The sequence below is a fragment of the Microbacterium sp. GW821-FHT01D02 genome (assembly GCF_059422585.1).
In genome coordinates, this window is sequence record NZ_JBWKXB010000003.1 from 283,874 (window position 1) to 306,189 (window position 22,316).

A 22,316-nucleotide genomic window follows, 5' to 3' on the forward strand; every position below is an offset into this window, starting at 1 on the left:
CGATGAAAGGAACATGACTCGATCATGGGTTACATCAAGTCCGCTGCCCTCGAGGAAAAGGGATTCGTCGTCCTCGACAGCTACAACCAGGAGCTCGACCCCAAGGAATGGCTCGACATCGAGTACAACGACTGGAAGTCGTCGGGTGACACCCGTTTCGCTCCGCTCGCCAGCGCCTTCGGTGACATCGAGTGCAACGGCTTCTGGAACCACAAGCCGCCGCGCACCGACAAGGACGGCGTCTGGATCGACTCGCAGACCGAGAAGGCCCCGAACCTGACGCGTCGCGCGCAGGAGCCGGGTGCCAACGTCGGCCGCTGCCGCGTGATCGAGCTGCAGCCGACCCCGTACGGCGACTGCCTCTACAACCTCCACCAGGACGACAACAACCGCCTGAACCCGGACGGCACCGGCTGGGTGGTCCGCGGCTTCTTCAACCTGACGGATGACAAGGACAGCTACTTCGTCCTGCGCGAGAACCGCACCGACCCGAGCATCGAGTACCGCATCGCCCTTCCGGCCGGCGCGCAGCTCATCGTCGACACCCAGCGCCTGTGGCACGCCGCCACGCACAACGGCACCGAGCCGCGCTACTGCCTCATCACGTCGTGGACCTCGGGCCCCGAGCTCGACGCCTACATCGAGAAGTACAACGGCACGGACGACGTCCCCAACTACGAGGTCGACCAGGAGACGCTCGAGTTCGGCTACGCCGAGCAGGCTCGCAAGGACGCCGCTCGCGCCGCGTACTACGCCGCGAAGGGCCAGCAGGTCAAGCAGGCCATGAGCGAGGCCTGACCCTCGTCAGACTCAGGACCGATTCCGGTCCGAAGGCCCCGGTCCCCGTGACCGGGGCCTTCGTCGTCGGAATGACATGCTTGTGATTTCCGGCGAACTCGGCGAGAATGGGCCCACAACCGCATATTCTCGCCACTTCGTGGTTCAGGTCGTTGGGGAAGACGCACCTGATGAAACGGAGAGATCATGGCGACGGCTTACGCACGCGGAGTGGTGTTCATCCACTCTGCGCCTCGCGCGCTCTGCCCGCACCTCGAATGGGCGGTGGGTCGCGCTATCGGGCGTGCGGTGAACTTCGACTGGACCGAGCAGCCCGTCCTCGACGGCGCGCGCCGCGCGGAGTTCTACTGGGACGGCCCTGTCGGCACCGGTGCTGCCCTCGCGACGTCGATCCGCGGGTGGGAGCACCTCCGCTTCGAGGTGACCGAAGACCCCACGCCCCGCAGCGACGGCGGCCGCTGGCTGCACACGCCCGACCTCGGCATCCACTACGCCCAGACCGATGCCGCCGGCAACATCGTCATCGGCGAGGACCGCATCCGCTACGCGATGGAGATCGCCGCCGGGAGCGCGACCGAGCTGCAGCGCGAGCTCGACATCGCACTCGGCTCCGCCTGGGACGAGGAGCTCGAGCCGTTCCGTCACGCCAGCGACGACGCCAGGGTCGTCTGGCTCCACAAGGTCGGGTAGCCCGACACCACAGACCGGGCGCGGGGAGGCGTGAGTATCGGATGCCGGTGAGTCATCCCGGACGCCGAGAAGACGTATCCCCGCTCCGCACGACGAGGACCCCGCCCCGGGAACGAGGCGGGGTCCTCGTCGTGGACGTCAGATCACCGCCGCGTGCGGAAGCTCGGCGAGGTCGGACGAGGTCCCGCCGCGCACGTCGCCCCAGGCGAGGGACAGCCGACGCATCGCCTCGTCCATGCGGTCGGGCGGCAGGGTGATGGGGATGCGGAGTCGGCGCTCCAGCACGCCACCGGTCGTGAAGCGCGGCCCGGGCGGGAGGACGAGCCCTCGATCCCGTGCGGCGAGCGACAGCGAGGTCGAGAGCGGGGCGCCGATGTCGACCCAGGCGGAGAGACCACCCGGAGTGGGCGGCATCCGGAAGCCCGGGATCCCGGTGACACCGTCCTCGACCGCGTTCCGGCCCGCACGCAGACGCCGGCGGACGTGCGAGGTGAGCGCGGGCATGTCGGCGAGCAGCTCGACGGCGATGCACTGCTCCAGCAGCGCGGTGCCGAGCTCGAAGGAGGGGCGCACGGCGAGCAGGCGGGCGATGATCGAACGCTCCGCGCGGATCCAGCCGATGCGCATCCCGCCCCACGCGATCTTCGACATCGAGCCGACGGTGATGACGTTCGGCCCGCTCGCGGCCATCGGCGCCGGCGCCCATCCGCGGTCGATGTCGAGTTCGGTGGTGGTCTCGTCGACGAGGAGATGCGTCCCCACGTTCCGGGACGTCGTCACGACACGTGACCGCTCCTCGTCGGGAAGCGTGGCACCGGTCGGGTTGTGGAAGTCGGGGATCAGGTAGGCCACGTGGGGTCGTGAGCTGAGCAGCGTGTCGGTGAGGTGCCGGGTGTCCCAGCCGTCGACGTCGACCGGCGTGGGGAGCAGTCGGTACCCGTGGCGGTGCAGTGCCTCCAGGGCGTGCGGGAAGGTCGGCTGCTCGACCAGTGCCCTCTCGCCCCGCCGTCCGATCGCGGTGAGGATGAGGTTGACCGCGTTGAGAGCGCCGGACGTGATGATGATCTCGTCCGCGGAGGTGGGAGCTCCGCGATCCCGGAATCGCTGCGCGACGGCCTCCCGGAGCTCGGGGAGCCCGCGCAGCGAGTAGCCGCTCGTGCCGCGCAGCGCCGCGAGACGGGGGAGCGATCGCACCGTCGCGTCGTACAGCCCCGGCGTCGAATCCATCGACGCGATCGACAGGTCGATGGCGTCGTCGTCGGCGTCGCCGCTCGGGGCGGTGTGGCCGTGGGGGAGGGTGACGCGTGTGCTCCCGCCATGCAGTCGGGAGACGTAGCCGTCGGCCTCCAGCAGCCCGTAGGCACGCGTGATCGTCGAGCGCGACCGCCGCAGTTCGAGGGCGAGAGCGCGTTCGCTCGGCAGACGCTCGCCGACCGTCAGGCGGCCGTCGAGGACGAGCGCGCGGATGTGGTCCGCCAGGGCTGCCGCCGTCGCGCCGGCGACGGTGTGCGCTCCGAGCTGTGCGACGAGTCGTGATCCCATGCTTCCAGCATGACGCAAAGTGGCCTGAAGTATGCAGGCCACTTTCCCGTCAGTGGCACCGTCGTCTTCCGGGCGACACACGCCAGAGTGGGAGCATGCTTCTCCGTGCTGTCCTCCTGCCCGTCGCCGCCACCAGTCGGCGCGACCTCGTCGAGCGTCTCGGGCAGCTCCTCCTGGGCCTGTTCCTCTACGGCGTCGCCCTCGGCTTCATGGTGCGCGGCGGCATCGGCGTCGCGCCGTGGGACGTGCTGGCGCTCGGCCTCGCCGGGCAGACGGGCATCGGCTACGGCACGATGACGGTGCTGGTCTCGATCGTGGTGCTGCTCCTGTGGATCCCCCTCCGTCAGCGCGTCGGGCTCGGCACCGTGCTGAACGCGCTCCTGGTGGGGCCCAGCGCCGATCTCGCACTCGCGGTGATCCCGGCGCCGGCCTCGGTGTGGATCGGCGCACCGATGTTCGTCTTCGGCCTGCTGCTGCTGGCCTTCGCCACCGGGCTTTACATCGCCGCCGACTTCGGTCCGGGGCCGCGTGACGGGCTGATGACCGGACTCGTGCGTCAGACGGGGTGGCCGGTGTGGCTCGTGCGCACGCTGATCGAGGGCAGCGTGCTGCTGGTCGGCTTCCTGCTCGGCGGCCCCGTCGGCGTGGGCACCGTGCTCTTCGCGTTCGGCGTCGGCCCGCTGATCGGCTGGTTCCTGCCGCGGATCACCCGGATGCGCGAAGCGCGCTCACGACAGCTCGGAGCACGGCGTCCGAGTTGAGCGGAGCCCCGCAGACACGAAGAGAGGCCCTCGGATTCCCGAGGGCCTCTCTTCGTGTCTGCAGTCGTCAGTCGGCGCTGGCGACCACCAGGACGGCGTTGTGTCCGCCGAACCCGAAGGAGTTGCTGATGGCGATCTGCGGACCCTCGCCGAGCGGGGCCGGCTCGCCGGAGAGGCGGAAAGGCACGGCCGGGTCGGGCTCGGTCATGTTGATCGTCGGCGGTGCCACGCGGTCGCGCAGCGCGAGGAGGGAGAAGATCGCCTCCAGGGCGCCGGTGCCGCCGAGCAGGTGCCCGGTGGATGCCTTCGTCGCGGAGACGGGGATCTCGTCGATCCGGTCGCCGAAGACCTTCTTCAGGGCGACGTACTCGTTCGGGTCGCCGACCGGCGTCGAGGTCGCGTGCGCGTTGATGTGGGTGACCTGGTCGGCGGTGATGCCGGCCTCCTCGAGCGCCTGCGTGACGGCGCGGGCCGCACCGTTGCCCTCGGGGTCGTTCCCGGTGATGTGGTACGCGTCGGCAGTGACGCCGCCGCCCAGCACGTAGCCGTAGATCTTGGCGCCGCGGGCCTTGGCGTGCTCCTCGGTCTCGAGGATCAGCACGGCGGCACCCTCGCCCATGACGAAGCCGTCACGGTCGATCGCGCCGGGGCGGGAGGCGTGGGCCGGGTCGTCGTTGCGACGCGAGAGCGCCTGCGCCGAGGCGAAGGAGGCCATCGTGATCGGGTGGATCGCGGACTCGGTGCCACCGGCGATCACGACGTCGGCGAGACCGTCCTGCAGGTGGTGGTACGCGTGGATGATCGACTCGGTGCTCGATGCGCACGCGCTGACCACGGTCTGCGCGTAGGCGCGGGCCTGGAACTGCAGCGACAGGTTCCCTGCGGCGGCGTTCGGCATGAGCATGGGGACCGTGAGCGGCATCACCCGGCGGGGGCCCTTCTCGCGCAGCGTGTCCCAGGCGTCCAGAAGCGTCCAGAGGCCACCGATGCCGGTGGCGAAGTCGATGCCGAGGCGCTCGGGGGCGACCTCGGGGGAACCAGCATCCTCCCACGCCTCGCGCGCGGCGATCAGCGCGAACTGCGACGAGGGGTCGAGGCGCTTGGCCTCGTGGCGGGGGAGCACCTCTTCGGGGCGGACGATCGCCTCGGCGGCGAAGGTGACGGGCAGCTCGTACTGCTGGACCCAGTCGTGTTCGAGCGTGCGGGTGCCGGACATTCCGGCCAGCAGGTTCGTCCAGTTCTCCGGGGCCGTGCCGCCGATGGCGGACGTGGCGCCGATGCCGGTGACGACGATGCGCTTGGTCATGAGGTGTGGTTCCTTGTCGAACGTCGAAGGGGATGAGAGGGCAGGGCGGAGGATGCCACACCCCGCGAGGTGCGGGGGTGGCATCCTGCCGGGATTACTCCTGGCCCGCGACGATGAAGTTGACGGCGTCGCCGACGGTCTTCAGGTTCTTGACCTCGTCGTCGGGGATGGTGACGCCGAACTTCTCCTCGGCGTTGACGACGATCGTCATCATCGAGATGGAGTCGATGTCGAGGTCGTCGGTGAACGACTTCTCGAGGGCGACCTCGGAGGCGTTGATGCCGGTCTCGTCGGTGATGAGCTCTGCGAGGCCAGCGAGGACCTCATCGTTGGTGAAAGCCATGTGGTCTTCCTCTTTCTTACGGGTTGTATTCGGAACCGTGGAACAGTCTAGGGAAGGTCAGCGCATTCTCAGGGAAGGACGACGACCTGTGCGGCGAACACGAGTCCTGCGCCGAAGCCGATCTGCAGCGCGAGTCCACCCGAGAGCTCGGGGTGCTCGGCCATCAGGCGGTGGCTGGCGAGGGGGATCGATGCGGCCGACGTGTTGCCCGTGGTCTCGATGTCGCGGGCGATCACCGTGGTCTCGGGCAGCTTCAGCTGCTTGGCGAACTCGTCGATGATGCGCATGTTCGCCTGGTGGGGGATGAACGCGGCGATGTCGGTGGGCTCGACGCCCGCCCGGTCGAGCGCCTCGCGGGCGACCTTGGCCATCTCCCACACCGCCCAGCGGAAGACCGTCTGGCCCTCCTGGCGGAGCGTGGGCCACGGCACCTCGCCGTCGCGGAACTCGGTGAGCGTGGCGTTCATGCCCACGGCATCGGCCTTGGAACCGTCCGAACCCCACACCGCGGGTGCGATGCCCGGCGTGTCGCTCGGACCGATCAGGGCCGCGCCCGCCCCGTCGCCGAGGAGGAACGAGATGCTGCGGTCGGTCGGGTCGACGACGTCGGAGAGCTTCTCGGTGCCGATCACCAGGGCGTAGCGCGCAGCGCCGGCCTTGATCAGTGCGTCCGCCTGGGCGATCGCGTACGCGTAGCCGGCGCAGGCCGCGTTGATGTCGTAGGCGGCCGCCGGGTTCGCGCCCACGCGGTCGGCGACGATCGCCGAGACCGACGGGGTCTGCTTGGGGTTGCTGATGGTCGCGACGATCACGAGGTCGACCTGGTCCGCCGGGACGCCCGACTTCTCGATGGCCTCGGCCGCCGCGGTGGTCGCGAGGTCGATCGCGTCGGTGCCCTTGTCGGCACGGGCGCGGGTGATGATGCCGGTGCGCTGGCGGATCCACTCGTCGCTGGAGTCGATCGGCCCGATCAGGTCGTCGTTCGGCACGGCGTTCTCCCCACGGGCGGCGCCGTAGGAGTAGATGCGGGTGTAGGCGGGACCGGTGACCTGGGCGAGGGTGACGCTCATGCGGCTTCTCCGTTCAGCAGCGCGACGGCTGCATCAAGATCTTCGGGGGTCTTCACCGCGACGGTCGGCACGCCGCGCAGGCCGCGCTTGGCGAGTCCGACCAGGGCGCCGGCGGGGGCGAGCTCGATCACACCGGTGACACCGGCGCCGGCGAAGGACTGCATGCACAGGTCCCAGCGCACCGGCGAGGACACCTGATCGACGAGGTAGCTGAGCGCCTGGGCGCCGTCCGCCACGACGGAGCCGTCGCGGTTGGTCCACAGCGTGATGTCGGGGTTCGCGGGCGTGATGTCGGCGATGGCGTCGCGGAGGGCGGCGACCGCGGAGGCCATGTGCCGGGTGTGGAACGCGCCGGCGACCTGGAGCGGGACGACCCGGGTGCCTTTGAGGGGCTCCTCGGCGAGGGCCGCGAGGGCGGGAAGTGCGCCGGCGACCACGATCTGTCCGCCGCCGTTGTAGTTGGCGGGGGAGAGGTCGAGCTCGGCGAGACGGGCGAGAAGCGCCTCCTCGTCACCGCCGAGAACCGCGCTCATGCCGGTCTGCTCCTGAGCGGCGGCATCGGCCATGGCGCGGCCGCGGATGCCGACCAGGCGCATGCCGGTCTCGGCATCGATCACGCCGCTGCCCACGAGGGCGGCGATCTCGCCGACCGAGTGTCCCGCGGTGCCGTCGGCACGACGACCGGCCCGCTGCGTCAGCGCGTCAGCCGCGATGAGCGAGGCGGCGACGATCAGCGGCTGCGCGATGCGCGTGTCGCGGATCGTGTCCGCGTCGGACACGGTGCCGTGTTCGCGAAGATCGACCTCGGCGGCGTCCGAGTACGCGGCGAGGCGCTCGGCCACCCCGTCGAGCTCGAGCCAGGGGGCGAGGAATCCGGGGGTCTGCGAGCCCTGTCCAGGGCATACGACGACAATCACCCACCCAGTCTGCCAACGATTGCGGCGAAGCGGTGGATGATCCATCACAAGATTGCGAGAAACCCTTGTGTGTGGCGTACAGAAGTCGGCGGGAGACGCTCAGCGCTGCGGGCGTCGGAGCGGCACGCGGCGACGCACCTGCTCCGCGGCACCGATCGAGCCGAGGATCAGGGCCGTCTGCAGGATGAGAGCCTCGCGGGGGCCGGTGGCATCCCAGCCGATGACCTCGCTGACGCGCTTGAGGCGGTAGCGCACCGTGTTGGGGTGCACGAACAGTTCGCGAGCCGTCGCCTCGAGGGAGCGCCCGTTGTCGAGGTAGCTCCACAGCGTGGTGACGAGGTCGGTGGAGTGTGCCTGCAGGGGGCGGAAGATGCGCTCGATCAGCGTCTGCTTCGCGAGCGGGTCTCCGGCGAGAGCACGCTCCGGGAGCAGGTCGTCCGCCTCGACGGGACGGGGAGCTCCGCGCCAGGCGCGGGCGACGGCGAAACCCGCGAGGGCGGCACGCGCGCTCTGGCTCGCGTCCACCAGCGCGGCGACGGCCGGGCCGAGCACGACGTACCCGGGGCCGAACGACGGTTCGAGGCGGGCGGCGATCTCCTGGAAGCCGAGCTCCTCTTCCTCGCCCTCCTGGCCTTCGACGCGGGCGCGGCCGAGCACGAGGACGAGACGGGAGCCCTGCACGCCGATGAGCACGTCGACGGCGAGCTTCCGCGCCGTCCGGCGGACCAGGTCGACGTCGAACTGCGGCGGGGTCGTGCCGACGAGGACGGCGACCTCACCGTGACCGTGCCAGCCGAGCGCGGCGATCCGGCTCGGGAGCTCCTCGTCGGCCTCGCCCGTGAGGATCGAGTCGACGACGAGTGCTTCCAGACGCGCATCCCAGAGGCCGCGTGCTTCGGCGGCCCGGGCGTACACATCTGCCGCGGCGAAGGCGACGTCGCGAGAGTAGAGCAGGATCGCCTCGCGGAGATCGTCCCCGCGGCCGGCGACGCGCTCCTCGGTGACCTCGACGGTCACGCGGATGAGCTGCAGTGTCTGCTGGAGGCTGACGCTGCGCAGCAGCTCACGCGGAGCGGCGGCGAAGATGTCGGCCGCGATCCACGGGGTGGAGGTGGGGTCTTCGTACCACTGGATGAACGACGTGATGCCCGCCTGGGCCACCAGCCCGACCGCAGAGCGGCGGGCTGGTGGCATGTCGGCGTACCACGGGAGGGTGTCCTCCAGGCGCTTGATCGTCACCGAGGCGATGTCACCGGAGATCCGGCGCAGCCAGGTGAGCGTCGCGGCCTTGTCCATGCCGGAAGGAGAAGAACCTGTCACTGAGGACTCAGCTTTCGCCGCCCGCGTTGCCGCTGGTCCCGGCGTTCACATCGTGCAGGCTGTACTTCTGGATGGCCTGCGCGGCGAGAGAACGGTCGACGACCCCGTCCTCGGCGAGCGACTGCAGCGTGCGGACGACGATCGACGGGCCGTCGATCTTGAAGAAGCGACGTGCGGCGGCACGCGTGTCGGAGAAGCCGAAGCCGTCCGCACCGAGCGTGGCGAAACGGTTCGGGACCCACGGACGGATCTGGTCCTGCACCGCGTGCATGAAGTCGCTGACAGCGACGACCGGTCCCTCGGCACCCTGGAGCTTCTGGGTGAGGTACGCGGTGCGGGGCTCTTCCTCCGGGTGCAGGAAGTTGTGCTCGTCGGCGGCGAGGCCGTCGCGGCGCAGCTCGGTCCAGGAGGTGACCGACCAGACGTCGGCGATCACGCCCCAGTCGTTCTTCAGCAGCTGCTGCGCCTCGAGGGCCCAGGGGAGTCCGACGCCCGACGCGAAGAGCTGGGCGCGGGGGCCCTCGCCCTCGCCGACCGAGACGCGGTGGATACCGCGCACGATGCCGTCGACGTCCGCGTTCTCCGGCTCGGCGGGCATCACCATCGGCTCGTTGTAGAGCGTGATGTAGTACATGACGTTCGGGTCTTCGTGGTTGCCGCCGTACATGCGCTCGAGACCGGAGCGCATGATGTGCGCGATCTCGTAGCCGTAGGCCGGGTCGTACGAGACCGTCGCCGGGTTGGTGGCGGCGAGCAGGTGCGAGTGACCGTCGGCGTGCTGCAGGCCCTCACCCGTGAGGGTGGTGCGACCTGCCGTCGCGCCCATGATGAACCCGCGGGCCATCTGGTCGCCGGCCGCCCACTGGGCGTCGCCGGTGCGCTGGAATCCGAACATCGAGTAGAAGAGGTAGATCGGGATCAGCGGCTCGCCGTGCGTGGCGTACGACGTGCCGGCCGCGGTGAACGCCGCCAGGGCGCCCGCCTCGTTGATGCCGACGTGCACGATCTGGCCCTGCGGGCTCTCCTTGTAGGCGAGGAGGAGTTCGCGGTCGACCGAGGTGTAGTGCTGGCCGTTCGGGTTGTAGATCTTCGCCGACGGGAAGTAGGCGTCCATTCCGAACGTACGAGCCTCGTCCGGGATGATCGGGACGATGCGGTGGCCGAAGTCCTTCGAGCGCAGCAGGTCCTTCAGCAGACGGACGAACGCCATGGTCGTGGCGATCTCCTGCGTGCCGGAGCCCTTCTTGGGCAGGGCGTAGGCCGAGTCGTCCGGGAGCGACAGTCCGACGTGGGTGGAACGGCGCTCCGGCAGGTAGCCGCCGAGAGCCTGGCGACGCTCGAGCATGTACTGGATCGTCTCGTCCTGGGGGCCCGGGTTGTAGTACGGGGGCAGGTACGGGTTCTCCTCGAGCTGCGAATCCGTGATCGGGATGTGCATCGCGTCGCGGAACGTCTTGAGGTTGTCCAGCGTCATCTTCTTCATCTGGTGGGTCGCGTTGCGGCCCTCGAAGTGCGGACCGAGGCCGTAGCCCTTGACGGTCTTCGCGAGGATGACGGTGGGCTTGCCCTTGTGCTCGGTCGCTGCCTTGAACGCGGCATAGACCTTGCGGTAGTCGTGGCCACCGCGCTTGAGGTTCCAGATGTCCTCGTCGGAGTAGTCCTTGACGAGGGCGGCGGCACGCTCGTCGCGTCCGAAGAAGTGCTCGCGGACGTAGGCGCCGGACTCGGCCTTGTACGTCTGGTAGTCACCGTCGGGGGTGACGTTCATCAGGTTGAGCAGCGCACCCTCGGTGTCGCGGGCGAGCAGGTCGTCCCATTCGCGACCCCAGACGACCTTGATGACGTTCCAGCCCGCACCGCGGAAGAATGACTCGAGCTCCTGGATGATCTTGCCGTTGCCGCGCACCGGGCCGTCGAGGCGCTGCAGGTTGCAGTTGACGATGAACGTGAGGTTGTCGAGGCCCTCGTTGGCGGCGACCTGCAGCTGGCCGCGGCTCTCGACCTCGTCCATCTCGCCGTCGCCGAGGAATGCCCAGACGTGCGACTGCGACGTGTCCTTGATGCCGCGGTTCTCGAGGTACTTGTTCGACATCGCCTGGTAGATGGCGTTGATCGGACCGAGACCCATGGAGACGGTCGGGAACTGCCAGTACTCCGGCATCAGACGCGGGTGCGGGTACGAGGGGATGCCGTTCGGGGCGTGCGACTTCTCCTGGCGGAAACCGTCGAGCTGGTCCTCGCTCAGGCGTCCCTCGAGGAAGGAACGGGCGTAGGTGCCGGGGGAGGCGTGACCCTGGATGAAGATCTGGTCCGCGCCGCCGGGGTTGTCGGCACCCTTGAAGAAGTGGTTGAAGCCGACCTCGTACAGAGCTGCCGAGGAGGCGTACGTCGAGATGTGGCCGCCGACGCCGATGCCGGGGCGCTGCGCGCGGTGCACCGTGATCGCGGCGTTCCACCGGATCCAGGCGCGGTAGCGACGCTCGACCTCTTCGTCGCCCGGGAACTCGGGCTCGTTCTCCGAGGCGATGGTGTTGATGTAGTCCGTCGTCGGGACCATCGGCACGCCCAGGTGCAGCTCCTTCGAGCGCTTGAGCAGGCTGAGCATGATCTCGCGGCCTCGGCCATGGCCCTTGGCATCGACCAGCTCATCGAGGGACTGCTGCCACTCGCCGGTCTCCTCCGGATCGCTGTCGAGGGGGCCCTGGGAGTACGGATCCTGGTCGTGCACGGTCACGGGGGAACCTTTCGTCAAGCTGGCAGGTCATGCCAAGGAAACGGGAAGCGACACGGGCAGCCTTGTCAGCTGTGCACAACGCGCGCCGCCATCAGCCTATCCCTCTTCTACGACACAGGTGCGCAACGGGCGGCCGATAGACTGAGCGCACCAGGGCCTTTAGCTCAGCTGGTAGAGCGCCACGTTTACACCGTGGATGTCGTCGGTTCGATCCCGGCAGGGCCCACAGCATCCGGAACGACGGTTCCCCGTTCCACCCGGTCCCTGCGCACCCGGTGCCGAATCGTGACCAGGCTCACGCCGACCGACGCCTACGGCAGACCGGTGCTCGGCCCGTGGCGTTCCTCGAACCGTCGCGCCGCTCGTCGGACCGTCACCACGAGCACGACGCTGGCTGCCGCTGCACCGGTGAACGCGATCCCCATTCGCCGCGGTGACGCAGGAGGGTGCACTCACATGAGCTGTCGACTTCTGGCCGCGATCACCGAGGTGGGGATGTGTCCAGCGGCGAGGACGACAGCGGCGATCGCGAGCCAGGGATTCCCGAGCCACAACGCGCCGGCGAGGAACGCGAGGACGGGGAGCAGCGCCATGGGCACCGGAACTCCCCGCACAGGGCCGAGGAGCGCCTGCAACGGACGCCCCGCCCTGAGGAAACGCACCCACAGCGCCCAGTAGGCGAAGACGAAGACGGCCACGGGGATGAGCCACCACCAGTGCACGGATGCGCCCACGGTGATCGCGGGAACCGTCACGCACAGCGCCTGTCCCGCGCGCTCCAGGACCACGAAGACGCCCGGCACCCGGACGTCTCCCATCGGCGGCCGCGGCGGGAACCACAAGAGGAGCAGGTTCGGCGCGAAGACAGCGAGGCCGAGCGCGAGACCCAGCCCGGAGAAGCCCATATCCCCGAGGGTATCGGCCCTTTCACGCTCTCCGGCAGCGCCGACGGCCCATCGATGGGTGCGGCGTCACCGTCAGGACGAGGGCGTGGTCGACCGCTCCTGCGCGAACTGTCGGGTCACGCGTATCGTGCCGACGACGAGCGTCAGCACGAAGACGAGATCGAAGATGGCAGCGAACACGGTGAGCCAGAGGCGGTCCGCGTCCGTCATGCTCACGTCGCCGGTCCATCCGAGGACGGCGCCGACCGTGAGGCAGGCGGCGATCGCGCCCAGCGGCAGGAGGGTCACGATGCCCCAGAGCAGGCGTCGTGCTGCTGTGCGCGGCGGGTGCCGCTGACCGGCGTGGAAGAGGGCGGAGGACACGTCGCCGATCCTATGCGGTGCTGCACCGAACCGCAGCGCGATGTCCGGTCCGACGCGAGGGGACACGTGACGCCGGGCTGGTGTGCCTACTGTGGCGGAGGAGCGAGCGTGAAGAGGAAGAGCGACAGCAGCGAAGGGCCGAGCGTGACGATCAGCACTCCGACCGCGATGAGGAACGCGGCGAGGCTGAGGGCGGTCCCGCGAAGGAGCGGATCCCTTCGGAGCGACCTCCGTGAGAGGAGCGAACCTGCGAGAGCGCCGACGGCGAGGAGGACCGACAGTTCCCAGACCCACGTCGTCGCGGCCGCCACGAGGCTCAGCACGAAGCTGACGATGGCCGTGCCGTCGACGGGGCGGGCGACGGTCGCGGTCGTCGTGTCTCCTCGGGGGCTGCTCACGCGTACGACAGTAACGGGAGCACGCGAGCAGGGGAAGAGCTCACGTACGGCGGCGACCGCCCGGGAGGATGAGCCCGGATCGCTCCCCTCGGGGCGTAGCGTGGTGCCTGCACAACGAGTCGTTCATCGAGGAGCAGGAGCGGGCACATGACGGGACGCATCGTCATCAGCGGGGCATCCGGGCTGATCGGATCCGCACTCGCCGACAGCCTCCGCGCCGACGGCGTCGAAGTCACCACGCTCGTGCGTCGCGCCCCGCAGTCGGAGGACGAGGCGCAGTGGGAGCCGGGGGAGAGCCCGCTCGATCCCGAGGTGCTGGCGGGAGCGGAAGCCGTCGTCGCCCTCGGCGGTGCCAGCGTCGGACGACTGCCTTGGACGCGCGGCTACCGGCGCGAGCTCATCGACTCCCGCCTACAGACCACGCGCACGCTCACCACCGCGCTGCGGGCGCTGCGTGCCGACGCGCCCGCCCTCGTCTCGGCATCAGCGGTCGGCTACTACGGCTCCGCGCCGGGCGAGGTGCTCACGGAGGACTCCGCAGCCGGGGAGACGTTCCTCGCCGATCTCACGGTGCGGTGGGAGGCCGAGGCGCGACGGGCCGAAGACCACACCCGGGTCGCGCTGCTCCGCACCGCTCCCGTCATCCACCGCCGCGGGGTGCTCAAGCCCCTCGTGCAGCTCACGCGTTTCGGAGTCTCCGGGCCGCTCGGACGCGGCACGCAGGTCTGGCCGTGGATATCTCTCGACGACGAGGTCGCGGCGATCCGGCACATCATCGACGCGAAGGTCGCCGGACCGGTGAACCTCACCGGTCCCACCCCGGCTTCCGCGAACGACATCGGTCGCGCGCTCGCCGCCCGGATGCACCGTCCGTTCTGGCTCCCGGTCCCTTCCTGGGCGCTGCGGTTCGCGCTCGGCGATGCGGCGGAATCGCTGCTCCTCCCGGACGCCGACGTGCGCCCGCAGGTGCTGGAGCGCACGGGATTCGGCTTCACCCACCGGACCGCCGCCGAGGCCGTCGACGCAGCGCTCTGACGTCGCTGCTTCTGCAGGTGATCGTTCCGGCGGCGCCCCTCCCGGATCGGCACCCTCTACTGCCAGACGGCACCCTCCACTGCCAGACTGCACCCTCCACTGCCAGACTGAGCGCATGGAGATCATCGAGAACTCGAAGCTCACCGTCGTCGGAGCGGGAAGCGTGGGGTCGAGCGTCGCGTACGCCGCGCTCATCCGCGGATCGGCCCGTCATGTCGCGCTCTACGACATCGCGACCGAGAAGGTGGAGGCCGAGGTGCTCGATCTCGCCCACGGCACGCAGTTCACCGGGTCCAGCGACATCATCGGCGGCAGCGACATCTCGGTGGCGGCCGGTTCGCACGTCGTGGTCATCACCGCCGGTGCGAAGCAGAAGCCCGGGCAGACCCGCATCGAGCTCGCCGAGGTCAACGCGGGGATCATCCGCCGCATGATGCCCGACCTGCTCGCGGTCGCCCCGAACGCGGTCTACGTGATCGTCACGAACCCCTGCGACGTGCTCACGGTCATCGCCCAGGAGGAGACCGGGCTTCCTCCGGAGCGGATCTTCGCATCGGGTACCGTGCTCGACACGTCGCGGCTGCGCTGGAAGCTCGGGCAGCGCGCCGGTGTGTCGACCGCCAGCGTGCACGCCCACATCATCGGCGAGCACGGCGACACCGAGTTCCCGCTCTGGTCTCGTGCGACCATCGGCACGGTGCCGATCCTGGAGTGGGAGACGCCCGACCACCCGCGCTTCACGATGGACGAGCTGCAGGAGATCGCGGTCGACGTGCGCGACGCCGCCTACAAGGTCATCCTGGGCAAGGGCGCCACCAACTACGCGATCGGACTCTCGAGTGCACGCATCGTCGAGGCGATCCTGCGCGACGAGCACGCCGTGATGCCGGTGAGCACGGTGCTGCGCGACTTCCACGGGCTCGACGGCGTCGCCCTCTCCGTGCCGTCGATCGTGAGCGCGAAGGGTGCCGTGCCGATCCGGAACACGTCGTTCTCGGACCACGAGCTCGGGCTGCTCCGTCAGTCCGCGGATGCGCTGCAGGCGGCCGCGGCCGACCTGCGCCGCTGAGGGACGCCGGCGCGAACCGGCGCCCCTCGCCCTCACCGTCCGTGCGGGTCGGTCCGGTTCAGCGTCGCGACGACCTGGTCGTAGTCGCCCCGCGCCTCGCCGTAGCGGAGGAACTTCACCCGCTCGACCTGGATCTCAGTGGCGTCGGGCTGCGACTCGATCAGTGCCGTCACCTCGTCGATGAACTCGTCGAGCGGCATCGCCGCCTCGTTGTCCTCGTGACCTGGCATGAGCGGCGTGCGGACTGCCGGCGGCTCGAGCTCGAGCACCGAGACGCTCGTCCCCGCGAGCTGCAGCCGCAGCGACTCGCTCAGCATGTGGATCGCGGCCTTGCTGGCGTTGTACGTGGGCGTCACGCGCAGCGGGGCGAAGGCGAGCCCCGAAGACACGGTCATGATCGTCGCGTCCTGCTGCGCACGCAGGTGGTCGATGAACGCGGCGATGAGGCGGATCGGGCCGAGGACGTTGGTGGTGACCGTCTCCTCCGCGGTCTCCAGGAATCCGGAGGGCGTGGTCCAGTCCTCGGCGCGCATGACGCCGGCCATCGTGATGAGCACGTTGAGTGCAGGATGCTCGGCGAGCACGCTCCGGGAGGCGTCGGCGATGCTGCCGGCATCCGTCGTGTCGATGCGGACCGTGTGGATGCCGGGGTGCTCCGCGGCGATCGAGGTGAGCCGGTCCTGTCGGCGCCCGCCCACGATGACGGTGTTGCCGCGTTCGTGCAGGCGCAGAGCGAGGGCGAGACCGATGCCGCTGGTCGCGCCGGGGATGAAGATGGTGTTTCCGCTGATGTCCATGCATCCAGCATCCGAGCGTCGCCGAGCGCCCTCCAGAGAGCGGTCATCCAGGGATCGGCGGTCCCTGGATCGGATCATGCCGCCGGGGGATACTTCAGGGGTGGACCGTGATGCACTGGCCGAATTCCTCCTTCGTCGACGCGAAGCCCTGACGCCCGCCGACGTCGGCCTGTCGACGGGGCCGCGGCGTCGCACGGCGGGGTTGCGCCGCGAGGAGGTCGCGCAGCTGGCCACGATGTCGACCGACTACTACACGCGTCTGGAGCAGCGGCGGGGTCCGCAGCCGAGCGTGCAGATCCTCGCCGCACTGGCCCGTGCGCTGCGGCTGACCGAGGACGAGCGGGACTACCTGTTCCGACTCTGCGGACACAGTGCCCCCGACCGGGCGCATGTGACCGACTACGTGCGACCCGGCATCCTCCGAGTGCTCGACCGTCTGCATGACACACCGGCGTTCGTGGTGTCCGTCCTCGACGAGGTGCTCGTCCAGAACGACGCCTCGCGGACGCTGATCGGCGACGCGGGCGGGCTCACGGGACTCGATCGCAGCGGCATCTACCGCTGGTTCGCCCATCCCGAGCTCGAACGTCGTCGCTACCGCGAGGTGGATCATCCCCGGCAGTCGCGCGCGCTCGTCGCATCGTTGCGCGCCGCCCACGGGGTGATGGGTGCGCGTTCGAGGGCCGGGGAGATCGTCGCCGAGCTGTCGGCCCGCAGCCCGGAGTTCGTTGAGCTCTGGGACGCGCACGAGGTGAGCCGCCGGTTCGAGCAGCACAAGGTGATGGTGCACCCCGAGCTGGGCGAGATCGAGGTCGACTGCCAGGCGCTGTTCACCGAGGACGAGTCCCAGGCGCTGATCGTGCTGACTGCGGCCCCCGGCAGCGAGGCGGCGAGCAAGCTCGAGTTCCTGCGGGTGCTGGGCACGCAGAACGTCTGACCGCGGTGCCGGTCAGGACTCCTCGTGCGTCCGCGGGTCCGCGCCGAAGAGGCGTCCGTCGGCACGCCCGAGCGCGGTGATCGCCGCCACCTCGGCGTCGTCGAGCACGATCTCCGCCGCCGCCAGGTTCGCCACCTGATGCTCGAGGGACGACGCCTTGGGGATCGACACGGCGCCGCGGGCGACGTGCCAGGCGAGCACCGTCTGCGCGGCGGTGATGTCGTGCGCGGCGGCGACCTCGCGGATCACGGCCTCGTCCAGGAGCTCGCGAGCGCGTCCGAGGGGGCTCCACGCCTCGGTGAGGATGCCGTGTTTGCGGTGGTACGCGATCTGCTCCTCCTGCGGGAAGTACGGGTGCACCTCGATCTGGTTGACGACGGGACGGACCCCGGTCTCGCGCTCGATGCGCTCCAGATGCTCCGGTAGGAAGTTCGAGACGCCGATCTGGCGGACGACCCCGCGCGCCTGCGCGTCGACGAGAGCGGCCCAGGCCTGGACGTACTCGTCCTGGCTGGGGTTCGGCCAGTGGATGAGGTGCAGGTCCGTCGCGTCGAGGCCGAGACGCGAGCGGCTCTCCTCGATGCTGGTGCGCGCCTTCTCCGACGGGTGATGCCGCCCGGGCAGCTTCGTGGTGACGATGATCTCCGCGCGGTCGACGTCGGACGCCGCGACGCCGCGTCCGACCGATCCCTCGTTCTCGTAGTTGAAAGCGGTGTCGATGAGGCGGTACCCGGCGCCGATGCCTCCGGCGACCGCGTCGGCTCCGGCATCGCCGTTGAGCGCATACGTGCCGAGGCCGATCGCCGGCAGCGCGAATCCGTTGTGGGCGGTGAAGGTGGGGACGACGGGCTGAGCGGTCACAGGGGCTCCTTCTTTGGCTTTTCCTCGAGCGTACGCTGAGGGTGTGATGCGAGAGGTGGACATGGCGCAAGATGACGTCGTGATCGAGGACGCGGCGCGGTGCCCCTGCTCGTCGGGTGATGTGTTCGGCGACTGCTGCGGTCCGCTGCTCCAGGGGGCGCCGGCTCCGACCGCCGAGCGACTGATGCGCTCCCGCTACACGGCGTTCGCGCTCGAGGACGCCGAGTATCTCCGGCGCACGTGGCACGCGACGACCCGTCCCGCCACGGTCGAGGTCGAACCGGAGCTGCAGTGGCGACGGCTGCTCATCATCGACCGGGTGGCCGGTGGCCCCTTCGACCGTGAGGGCGTCGTGGAGTTCGAGGCGTTCTGGCGCCAGGGTGCGGACCGCGGCTCGCTGCACGAGCGCAGCCGCTTCGTCCGTGAGGAGCGTCAGTGGTACTACGTCGACGGCGATGTGACCTGATGGGCGGACGTCGCCGCAGCGACTAGATTTGAGAGCGTGAACGCCAGCCCCGAGAACCAGCGCACCCTGCTCGACATCGCCGACCTCGACCGGCGCATCGCGCAGGCCGAGCGCGCCCGCACGAAGCCGAGCCAGGCGGGGCGGATCACCGAACTCGTCGCCATCCGCCAGGAGCAGCTCCGCGAGCTGACCACGCTCGCCGGCACCCGTGACGACGTGCGCACCGAGCTGAAGCGACTGGAATCGGACGTCGCGGTCGTCGAGGCGCGTCGCAACCGTGACGCCGAGCGGCTCGCCGCATCGACGAACTCGAAGGACGCGCAGGCGCTCGAGCACGAGCTTGCGAGCCTCGCCCGGCGACAGAGCGATCTGGAAGACGCCGAGCTCGACGTCATGGGTCGGCTCGAAGAGGCAGAGGCCGCCCTCGCCGCACAGCAGGCGCTCCTCGACACCACGACCGCGGAGGGCTCGTCGCTCACCGCGCAGGCCAAGGCCGATGTCGCCGCGGCGACCGAGCTCGGTGCACAGCTCGCCCGCGATCGTGCCGCCGTCGCCGAGAGCGTGGCGCCGGAACTGCTGGCAGAGTACTCGCGCCGGGCCGCGAACAGCGCCGGCGCGGCGCTCCTCACCCGTGGCACCTGCGAGGGCTGCCGCATCCTGCTCCCCAGCACCGACCTGAACGACATCCGCCGCGCTCCGGACGAGCTCGTGGTGTCGTGCCCCGAGTGTGGCTGCATCCTCGTGCGCACCGAGGAGTCCGGGCTCGCATGAGCGGTTCCCGCGACCGCCGACCATGACGACGCCCGCGTCGGGCGCCGAACGACGCATCGCGCTGATCTCGGTCGGCCCGCAGGACTACGTCGCGATCGAGCTCGGCAGCGACGACGAGGAGCGGAGTCGTACGCCTCTGCGCGCGGGTGAGCTCGCCGCGTGGGTCGCCGAGAACGAGGCCTCCGACGCGCCGAGGTGGATCATCCGCTCGGCCGCGGAGATCTACGCCTCACTGCTCCTCGACGGCGTGCGCATCGGCCGCAGCCACGATCTGGTGCTGTGCCATGCGATCCTTCGCGACACCGCGACGGTGCCGATTCCGCTCGCGGCCACGGCGGACTGGGAACGACGTGAGCCCACGGCCGCAGCCCCCTCGCTCTTCGACGTGTTCGATGACGAGGGCGGCGACGACGCGATCGCCGCGGCGCTGGACCAGTACCGCTCCCAGCGCCGGGTGATCGCGGATGCGGCCGACGGCCGGCTCACGCTGCTCTGCGCCGCCGAGTCCGCCGGCGGCCTCATCGCCGAGGAGATGCGCGTCGCCGGGCTGCCGTGGGACGAGGGCGTGCACGACGCGATGCTCACCGAGACGCTCGGCACCCGCCCCGTCGCGGGAGGGCTCCCGAGTCGCATGGTCGAGGTCGGGGATCGGGTCCGAGAGCTCCTGGGCGATGCCACGCTGCACCTCGACAGCCAGCCGAAGCTGCTCCGCGCCCTGCATCGGGTCGGGGTGCACGTGGAGTCGACGAGCCGCTGGGAGCTGGCGGAGCACGACCACCCGGTCGTGGAGCCCCTGCTCGCCTACAAGAAGCTCTCCCGGCTGCTCAGCGCCAACGGCTGGGGCTGGCTCGCCGAGTGGGTGCACGACCGCCGGTTCCGTCCCGTCTACATCCCCGGGGGCGTGGTGACGGGGCGCTGGGCCTCGGCGGGAGGAGGGGCCCTGCAGCTGCCGCGCAGTCTCCGCCCCGCGGTCCGCGCGGATCCGGGCTGGACGCTGGTCGTGGCGGATGTCGCGCAGCTGGAGCCGCGGATGCTGGCCGCGATCGCGGCGGACGAGGCGATGGCCCGTGCCGCGCGGGGGAGCGACCTCTACGCCGGCGTCGTCGCGTCCGGTGCCGTCGCCACCCGCGAGGAGGCGAAGTACGCGGTCCTCGGCGCGATGTACGGCGCGACCACCGGCGACAGCGGGCGACTGGTGCCCCGGCTGCGGAAGGTCTATCCACGCGCGATGGCCCTCGTCGATGCGGCGGCGCGGACGGGGGAGGATGGCGGGATCGTCTCCACCTGGCTCGGCCGGTCCTCGCCACGACCCTCGGCGGAGTGGATGCGGCTGCAGGCGGAGGCGACCGACGCGGATGCCGACCCCGCGGTCGTGGCTCTCGCCCGGCGCCGAGCGCGCGACTGGGGACGCTTCACGAGGAACTTCGTCGTCCAGGGAACCGCCGCGGAATGGTCGTTGATCTGGCTCGCCGAGATCCGCCATCGGCTGCAGCAGATCCCGGAGGTCTTCATGGCGGCGGAGGCATCCGGCCCCTTCGCCCGCTCTCCGCACCTCGCGTTCTTCCTGCACGACGAGGTGATCCTGCACGTCCCGCAGGAGCACGCGGAGGCGGCGGCCACCGCGGTCCGCGATGCGGCGGCCACCGCGACGACGCGGCTGTTCGGCTCCTTCCCGATCGATGTCCCCCTCGACCTGCGCATCGCGGAGTCGGCGGAGAAATAGCCGCAGGTGGCGGCATCCGGAGAACGTAGACTGGAGTCGCGAATGGGTCGACTGGACGGTCGCGTGGCGGGAAACCGCACCGAGGAACGTCCGGGCTCCTCAGGGCAGGACGGTGGGTAACGCCCACCCGGAGCAATCCGCGAGAAAGTGCCACAGAGAGTAGACCGCCCCGCAAGGGGTAAGGGTGAAAGGGTGGTGTAAGAGACCACCGGGGGCCATGGTGACATGGCCCGCCAGGTAAACCTCGTCCGGAGCAAGGTCAGACAGAGGATGTTGACGCGGCTCGCCGAGTCCTCGGGTAGACCGCTAGAGTGCCACGGCAACGTGTCGCCGAGAGAGATGGCCGTCGAAGGGGCGAAGAACCCCGGAACAGAACCCGGCGTACAGGTCGGCCCATTCGCCTCAGACGAAACGAAGGCCCCGATGACGACGAGTCATCGGGGCCTTCGCGTTGTCGGAGTGGAGGAGGGTCAGTCGCCGGCGAGCGAGGCCGCGCCGATGATGCCCGAGTTGTTGCGGTGGATCGCCGGGACGATCGGGGTCTTGAGGTCGAGCAGGGGGAGGAAGTCCCCGGCGTTCTTCGACACGCCGCCGCCGACCACGAAGAGGTCGGGGCTGAACAGGAACTCGATGTGCGAGTAGAACGCCTGCAGGCGCTCCGCCCACTCGGCCCAGGTGAGGTTCTCGCGCTCACGCGCCGAGGTCGCGGCATACGTCTCGACCGACTCGTACTCGCGGAAGTTGAGGTGACCGAGCTCGGTGTTCGGCAGCAGCACACCGTCGTAGAGGAACGCGGAGCCGATACCCGTGCCGAGGGTCGTGAGGAGCGTGAAGCCGCGGACGTCTCTGGCCGCTCCGTGGCGGGCCTCGGCGACGCCGGCGGCATCCGCGTCGTTCACGAACACGATGTTGCGACCGAGGCCGTCACGGAAGAAGCGCTCGGCGTCGAAGTCGATCCACTCCTTCGAGACGTTCGCGGCGGAGAGGGTCTTGCCGCGCTTGACGATCGCCGGGAAGGCGACACCGAGCGGGAGCGTCGACTCGTGCACGTCGAGCGTCTTCAAGACGGTCTGCACGGCGTTCAGCACATCCTGCGGCGATGCGCCTTCGGGAGTGGGCACCCGCACGCGGTCGGATGCCATGATTCCGTGCTCGAGGTCGACGATTCCTGCTTTGATACCCGTGCCGCCGATGTCGACGCCGATCGCTTTTGCCATGGGCGATAGCTTAGCGACCGCGGTACACGCCAGTAGGATCGATGACATCACGTGAAGAAGGGACAGACATGTCTGACGGTGACCACAAGTACTGGTACAACTCCGAGACCGGCGAGGTCGAGTTCGGCATGATCTCGCCCTCCATCGACCGGATCGGTCCTTTCGACACCGAGGCCGAGGCCCGCCGTGCCCCCGAGGTGCTGCAGGAGCGTTCGCGCGCCTGGGCCGACGAGGAAGCGGTGGAGCAGGGCTGGGACGTCAAGGGCGACGCAAAGGGCCAGGGCGCAGAGTAG

23 protein-coding genes, 1 tRNA gene and 1 other RNA gene are annotated in these 22,316 nt (G+C 69.8%); 12 read left to right on the forward strand and 13 right to left on the reverse strand.

Annotated elements, in window-relative coordinates; translation table 11 throughout:
- The first annotated feature begins 24 nt into the window (after positions 1-24).
- Together AC07VM_RS14895 and AC07VM_RS14900 are read left to right on the forward strand one after the other, a co-directional pair.
- Positions 25-798, forward strand: a complete 774-nt coding sequence (locus AC07VM_RS14895; protein WP_105670086.1) for a hypothetical protein — start codon at positions 25-27, stop codon at positions 796-798.
- 186 nt (positions 799-984) lie between these two features.
- A complete protein-coding gene (locus AC07VM_RS14900) occupies positions 985-1,488 on the forward strand; it encodes a DUF3145 domain-containing protein (RefSeq protein WP_267414861.1) in 504 nt (167 codons plus the stop codon).
- Between the two features lie 138 nt (positions 1,489-1,626).
- Here AC07VM_RS14900 and yczR read toward each other — a convergent pair whose 3' ends face one another.
- Positions 1,627-3,030, reverse strand: a complete 1,404-nt coding sequence (gene yczR / locus AC07VM_RS14905) for a MocR-like transcription factor YczR (RefSeq protein WP_494911975.1) — start codon at positions 3,028-3,030, stop codon at positions 1,627-1,629.
- Positions 3,031-3,125: 95 nt separating this feature from the next.
- Here yczR and yczE point away from each other — a divergent pair, with 95 nt between their 5' ends.
- Positions 3,126-3,791, forward strand: coding sequence for a membrane protein YczE (gene yczE / locus AC07VM_RS14910; protein ID WP_494911976.1), 666 nt, complete (start codon positions 3,126-3,128; stop codon positions 3,789-3,791).
- A gap of 67 nt (positions 3,792-3,858) precedes the next feature.
- Here the strand turns inward: yczE and AC07VM_RS14915 are convergent, their stop codons facing one another.
- From AC07VM_RS14915 to aceE, 6 genes are all read right to left on the reverse strand, one after another.
- Entirely contained in the window at positions 3,859-5,097 is a 1,239-nt protein-coding gene (locus tag AC07VM_RS14915; RefSeq protein ID WP_494911977.1) for a beta-ketoacyl-[acyl-carrier-protein] synthase family protein, read from the reverse strand.
- A 94-nt stretch (positions 5,098-5,191) separates the two neighbouring features.
- Complete coding sequence (locus AC07VM_RS14920) at positions 5,192-5,440, reverse strand: acyl carrier protein (RefSeq protein ID WP_017202249.1); 249 nt, start codon at positions 5,438-5,440, stop codon at positions 5,192-5,194.
- A gap of 68 nt (positions 5,441-5,508) precedes the next feature.
- Positions 5,509-6,510, reverse strand: a complete 1,002-nt coding sequence (locus AC07VM_RS14925) for a beta-ketoacyl-ACP synthase III (protein ID WP_267414853.1) — start codon at positions 6,508-6,510, stop codon at positions 5,509-5,511.
- Entirely contained in the window at positions 6,507-7,427 is a 921-nt protein-coding gene (locus AC07VM_RS14930; protein WP_494911978.1) for an ACP S-malonyltransferase, read from the reverse strand. The genes AC07VM_RS14925 and AC07VM_RS14930 overlap by 4 nt, the downstream gene beginning before the upstream one ends.
- A gap of 99 nt (positions 7,428-7,526) precedes the next feature.
- Positions 7,527-8,723 (reverse strand): PucR family transcriptional regulator, encoded by a 1,197-nt coding sequence (locus tag AC07VM_RS14935; RefSeq protein WP_267414849.1) that lies wholly within the window; start codon positions 8,721-8,723, stop codon positions 7,527-7,529.
- Positions 8,724-8,754: 31 nt separating this feature from the next.
- Positions 8,755-11,481, reverse strand: coding sequence for a pyruvate dehydrogenase (acetyl-transferring), homodimeric type (gene aceE / locus AC07VM_RS14940; protein ID WP_494911980.1), 2,727 nt, complete (start codon positions 11,479-11,481; stop codon positions 8,755-8,757).
- Between the two features lie 153 nt (positions 11,482-11,634).
- Between aceE and AC07VM_RS14945 the strand changes: the two genes are divergently transcribed.
- Positions 11,635-11,707 (forward strand) — tRNA-Val (locus AC07VM_RS14945).
- Between the two features lie 226 nt (positions 11,708-11,933).
- Here the strand turns inward: AC07VM_RS14945 and AC07VM_RS14950 are convergent.
- The 3 genes from AC07VM_RS14950 to AC07VM_RS14960 all read right to left on the reverse strand — a co-directional run bounded on the left by AC07VM_RS14950 (position 11,934) and on the right by AC07VM_RS14960 (position 13,147).
- A complete protein-coding gene (locus AC07VM_RS14950; RefSeq protein ID WP_494911982.1) occupies positions 11,934-12,386 on the reverse strand; it encodes a hypothetical protein in 453 nt (150 codons plus the stop codon).
- 72 nt (positions 12,387-12,458) lie between these two features.
- A complete protein-coding gene (locus tag AC07VM_RS14955) occupies positions 12,459-12,749 on the reverse strand; it encodes a hypothetical protein (RefSeq protein WP_494911983.1) in 291 nt (96 codons plus the stop codon).
- A gap of 86 nt (positions 12,750-12,835) precedes the next feature.
- On the reverse strand, positions 12,836-13,147 hold the full coding sequence (locus AC07VM_RS14960) for a hypothetical protein (RefSeq protein ID WP_494911985.1): 312 nt from the start codon (positions 13,145-13,147) through the stop codon (positions 12,836-12,838).
- A 147-nt stretch (positions 13,148-13,294) separates the two neighbouring features.
- Here AC07VM_RS14960 and AC07VM_RS14965 point away from each other — a divergent pair, with 147 nt between their 5' ends.
- Positions 13,295-14,182, forward strand: a complete 888-nt coding sequence (locus AC07VM_RS14965; RefSeq protein ID WP_494911986.1) for a TIGR01777 family oxidoreductase — start codon at positions 13,295-13,297, stop codon at positions 14,180-14,182.
- A 115-nt stretch (positions 14,183-14,297) separates the two neighbouring features.
- On the forward strand, positions 14,298-15,251 hold the full coding sequence (locus AC07VM_RS14970) for an L-lactate dehydrogenase (protein WP_494911988.1): 954 nt from the start codon (positions 14,298-14,300) through the stop codon (positions 15,249-15,251).
- 32 nt (positions 15,252-15,283) lie between these two features.
- Here the strand turns inward: AC07VM_RS14970 and AC07VM_RS14975 are convergent, their stop codons facing one another.
- Positions 15,284-16,048, reverse strand: a complete 765-nt coding sequence (locus AC07VM_RS14975) for an SDR family oxidoreductase (protein ID WP_494911989.1) — start codon at positions 16,046-16,048, stop codon at positions 15,284-15,286.
- Between the two features lie 100 nt (positions 16,049-16,148).
- Between AC07VM_RS14975 and AC07VM_RS14980 the strand changes: the two genes are divergently transcribed.
- Complete coding sequence (locus AC07VM_RS14980) at positions 16,149-16,985, forward strand: helix-turn-helix transcriptional regulator (RefSeq protein WP_267414832.1); 837 nt, start codon at positions 16,149-16,151, stop codon at positions 16,983-16,985.
- Between the two features lie 12 nt (positions 16,986-16,997).
- Here the strand turns inward: AC07VM_RS14980 and AC07VM_RS14985 are convergent, their stop codons facing one another.
- The gene (locus AC07VM_RS14985) at positions 16,998-17,846 is read right to left on the reverse strand and encodes an aldo/keto reductase (RefSeq protein WP_494911991.1); all 849 of its coding nucleotides are present in this window, start codon (positions 17,844-17,846) and stop codon (positions 16,998-17,000) included.
- A gap of 61 nt (positions 17,847-17,907) precedes the next feature.
- Here AC07VM_RS14985 and AC07VM_RS14990 point away from each other — a divergent pair, with 61 nt between their 5' ends.
- The 4 genes from AC07VM_RS14990 (at position 17,908) to rnpB (ending at position 21,206) form a co-directional block, all read left to right on the forward strand.
- Entirely contained in the window at positions 17,908-18,312 is a 405-nt protein-coding gene (locus tag AC07VM_RS14990; RefSeq protein WP_494911992.1) for a YchJ family protein, read from the forward strand.
- 36 nt (positions 18,313-18,348) lie between these two features.
- On the forward strand, positions 18,349-19,083 hold the full coding sequence (locus AC07VM_RS14995) for a zinc ribbon domain-containing protein (protein ID WP_494911993.1): 735 nt from the start codon (positions 18,349-18,351) through the stop codon (positions 19,081-19,083).
- A gap of 22 nt (positions 19,084-19,105) precedes the next feature.
- The gene (locus AC07VM_RS15000) at positions 19,106-20,806 is read left to right on the forward strand and encodes a bifunctional 3'-5' exonuclease/DNA polymerase (RefSeq protein WP_494911995.1); all 1,701 of its coding nucleotides are present in this window, start codon (positions 19,106-19,108) and stop codon (positions 20,804-20,806) included.
- Between the two features lie 43 nt (positions 20,807-20,849).
- Positions 20,850-21,206: RNase P RNA component class A (rnpB, locus tag AC07VM_RS15005), an RNA gene on the forward strand.
- 70 nt (positions 21,207-21,276) lie between these two features.
- On the opposite strand, the gene ppgK is transcribed toward rnpB, so the two are convergent.
- Positions 21,277-22,023 carry a polyphosphate--glucose phosphotransferase gene (gene ppgK, locus AC07VM_RS15010; protein ID WP_494911997.1) on the reverse strand — a complete coding sequence of 249 codons (747 nt, stop codon included), beginning with the start codon at positions 22,021-22,023 and terminating at the stop codon, positions 21,277-21,279.
- A gap of 68 nt (positions 22,024-22,091) precedes the next feature.
- Here ppgK and AC07VM_RS15015 point away from each other — a divergent pair, with 68 nt between their 5' ends.
- Positions 22,092-22,316: an SPOR domain-containing protein gene (locus AC07VM_RS15015; protein WP_267414819.1), complete on the forward strand. Its 225-nt coding sequence runs from the start codon at positions 22,092-22,094 to the stop codon at positions 22,314-22,316.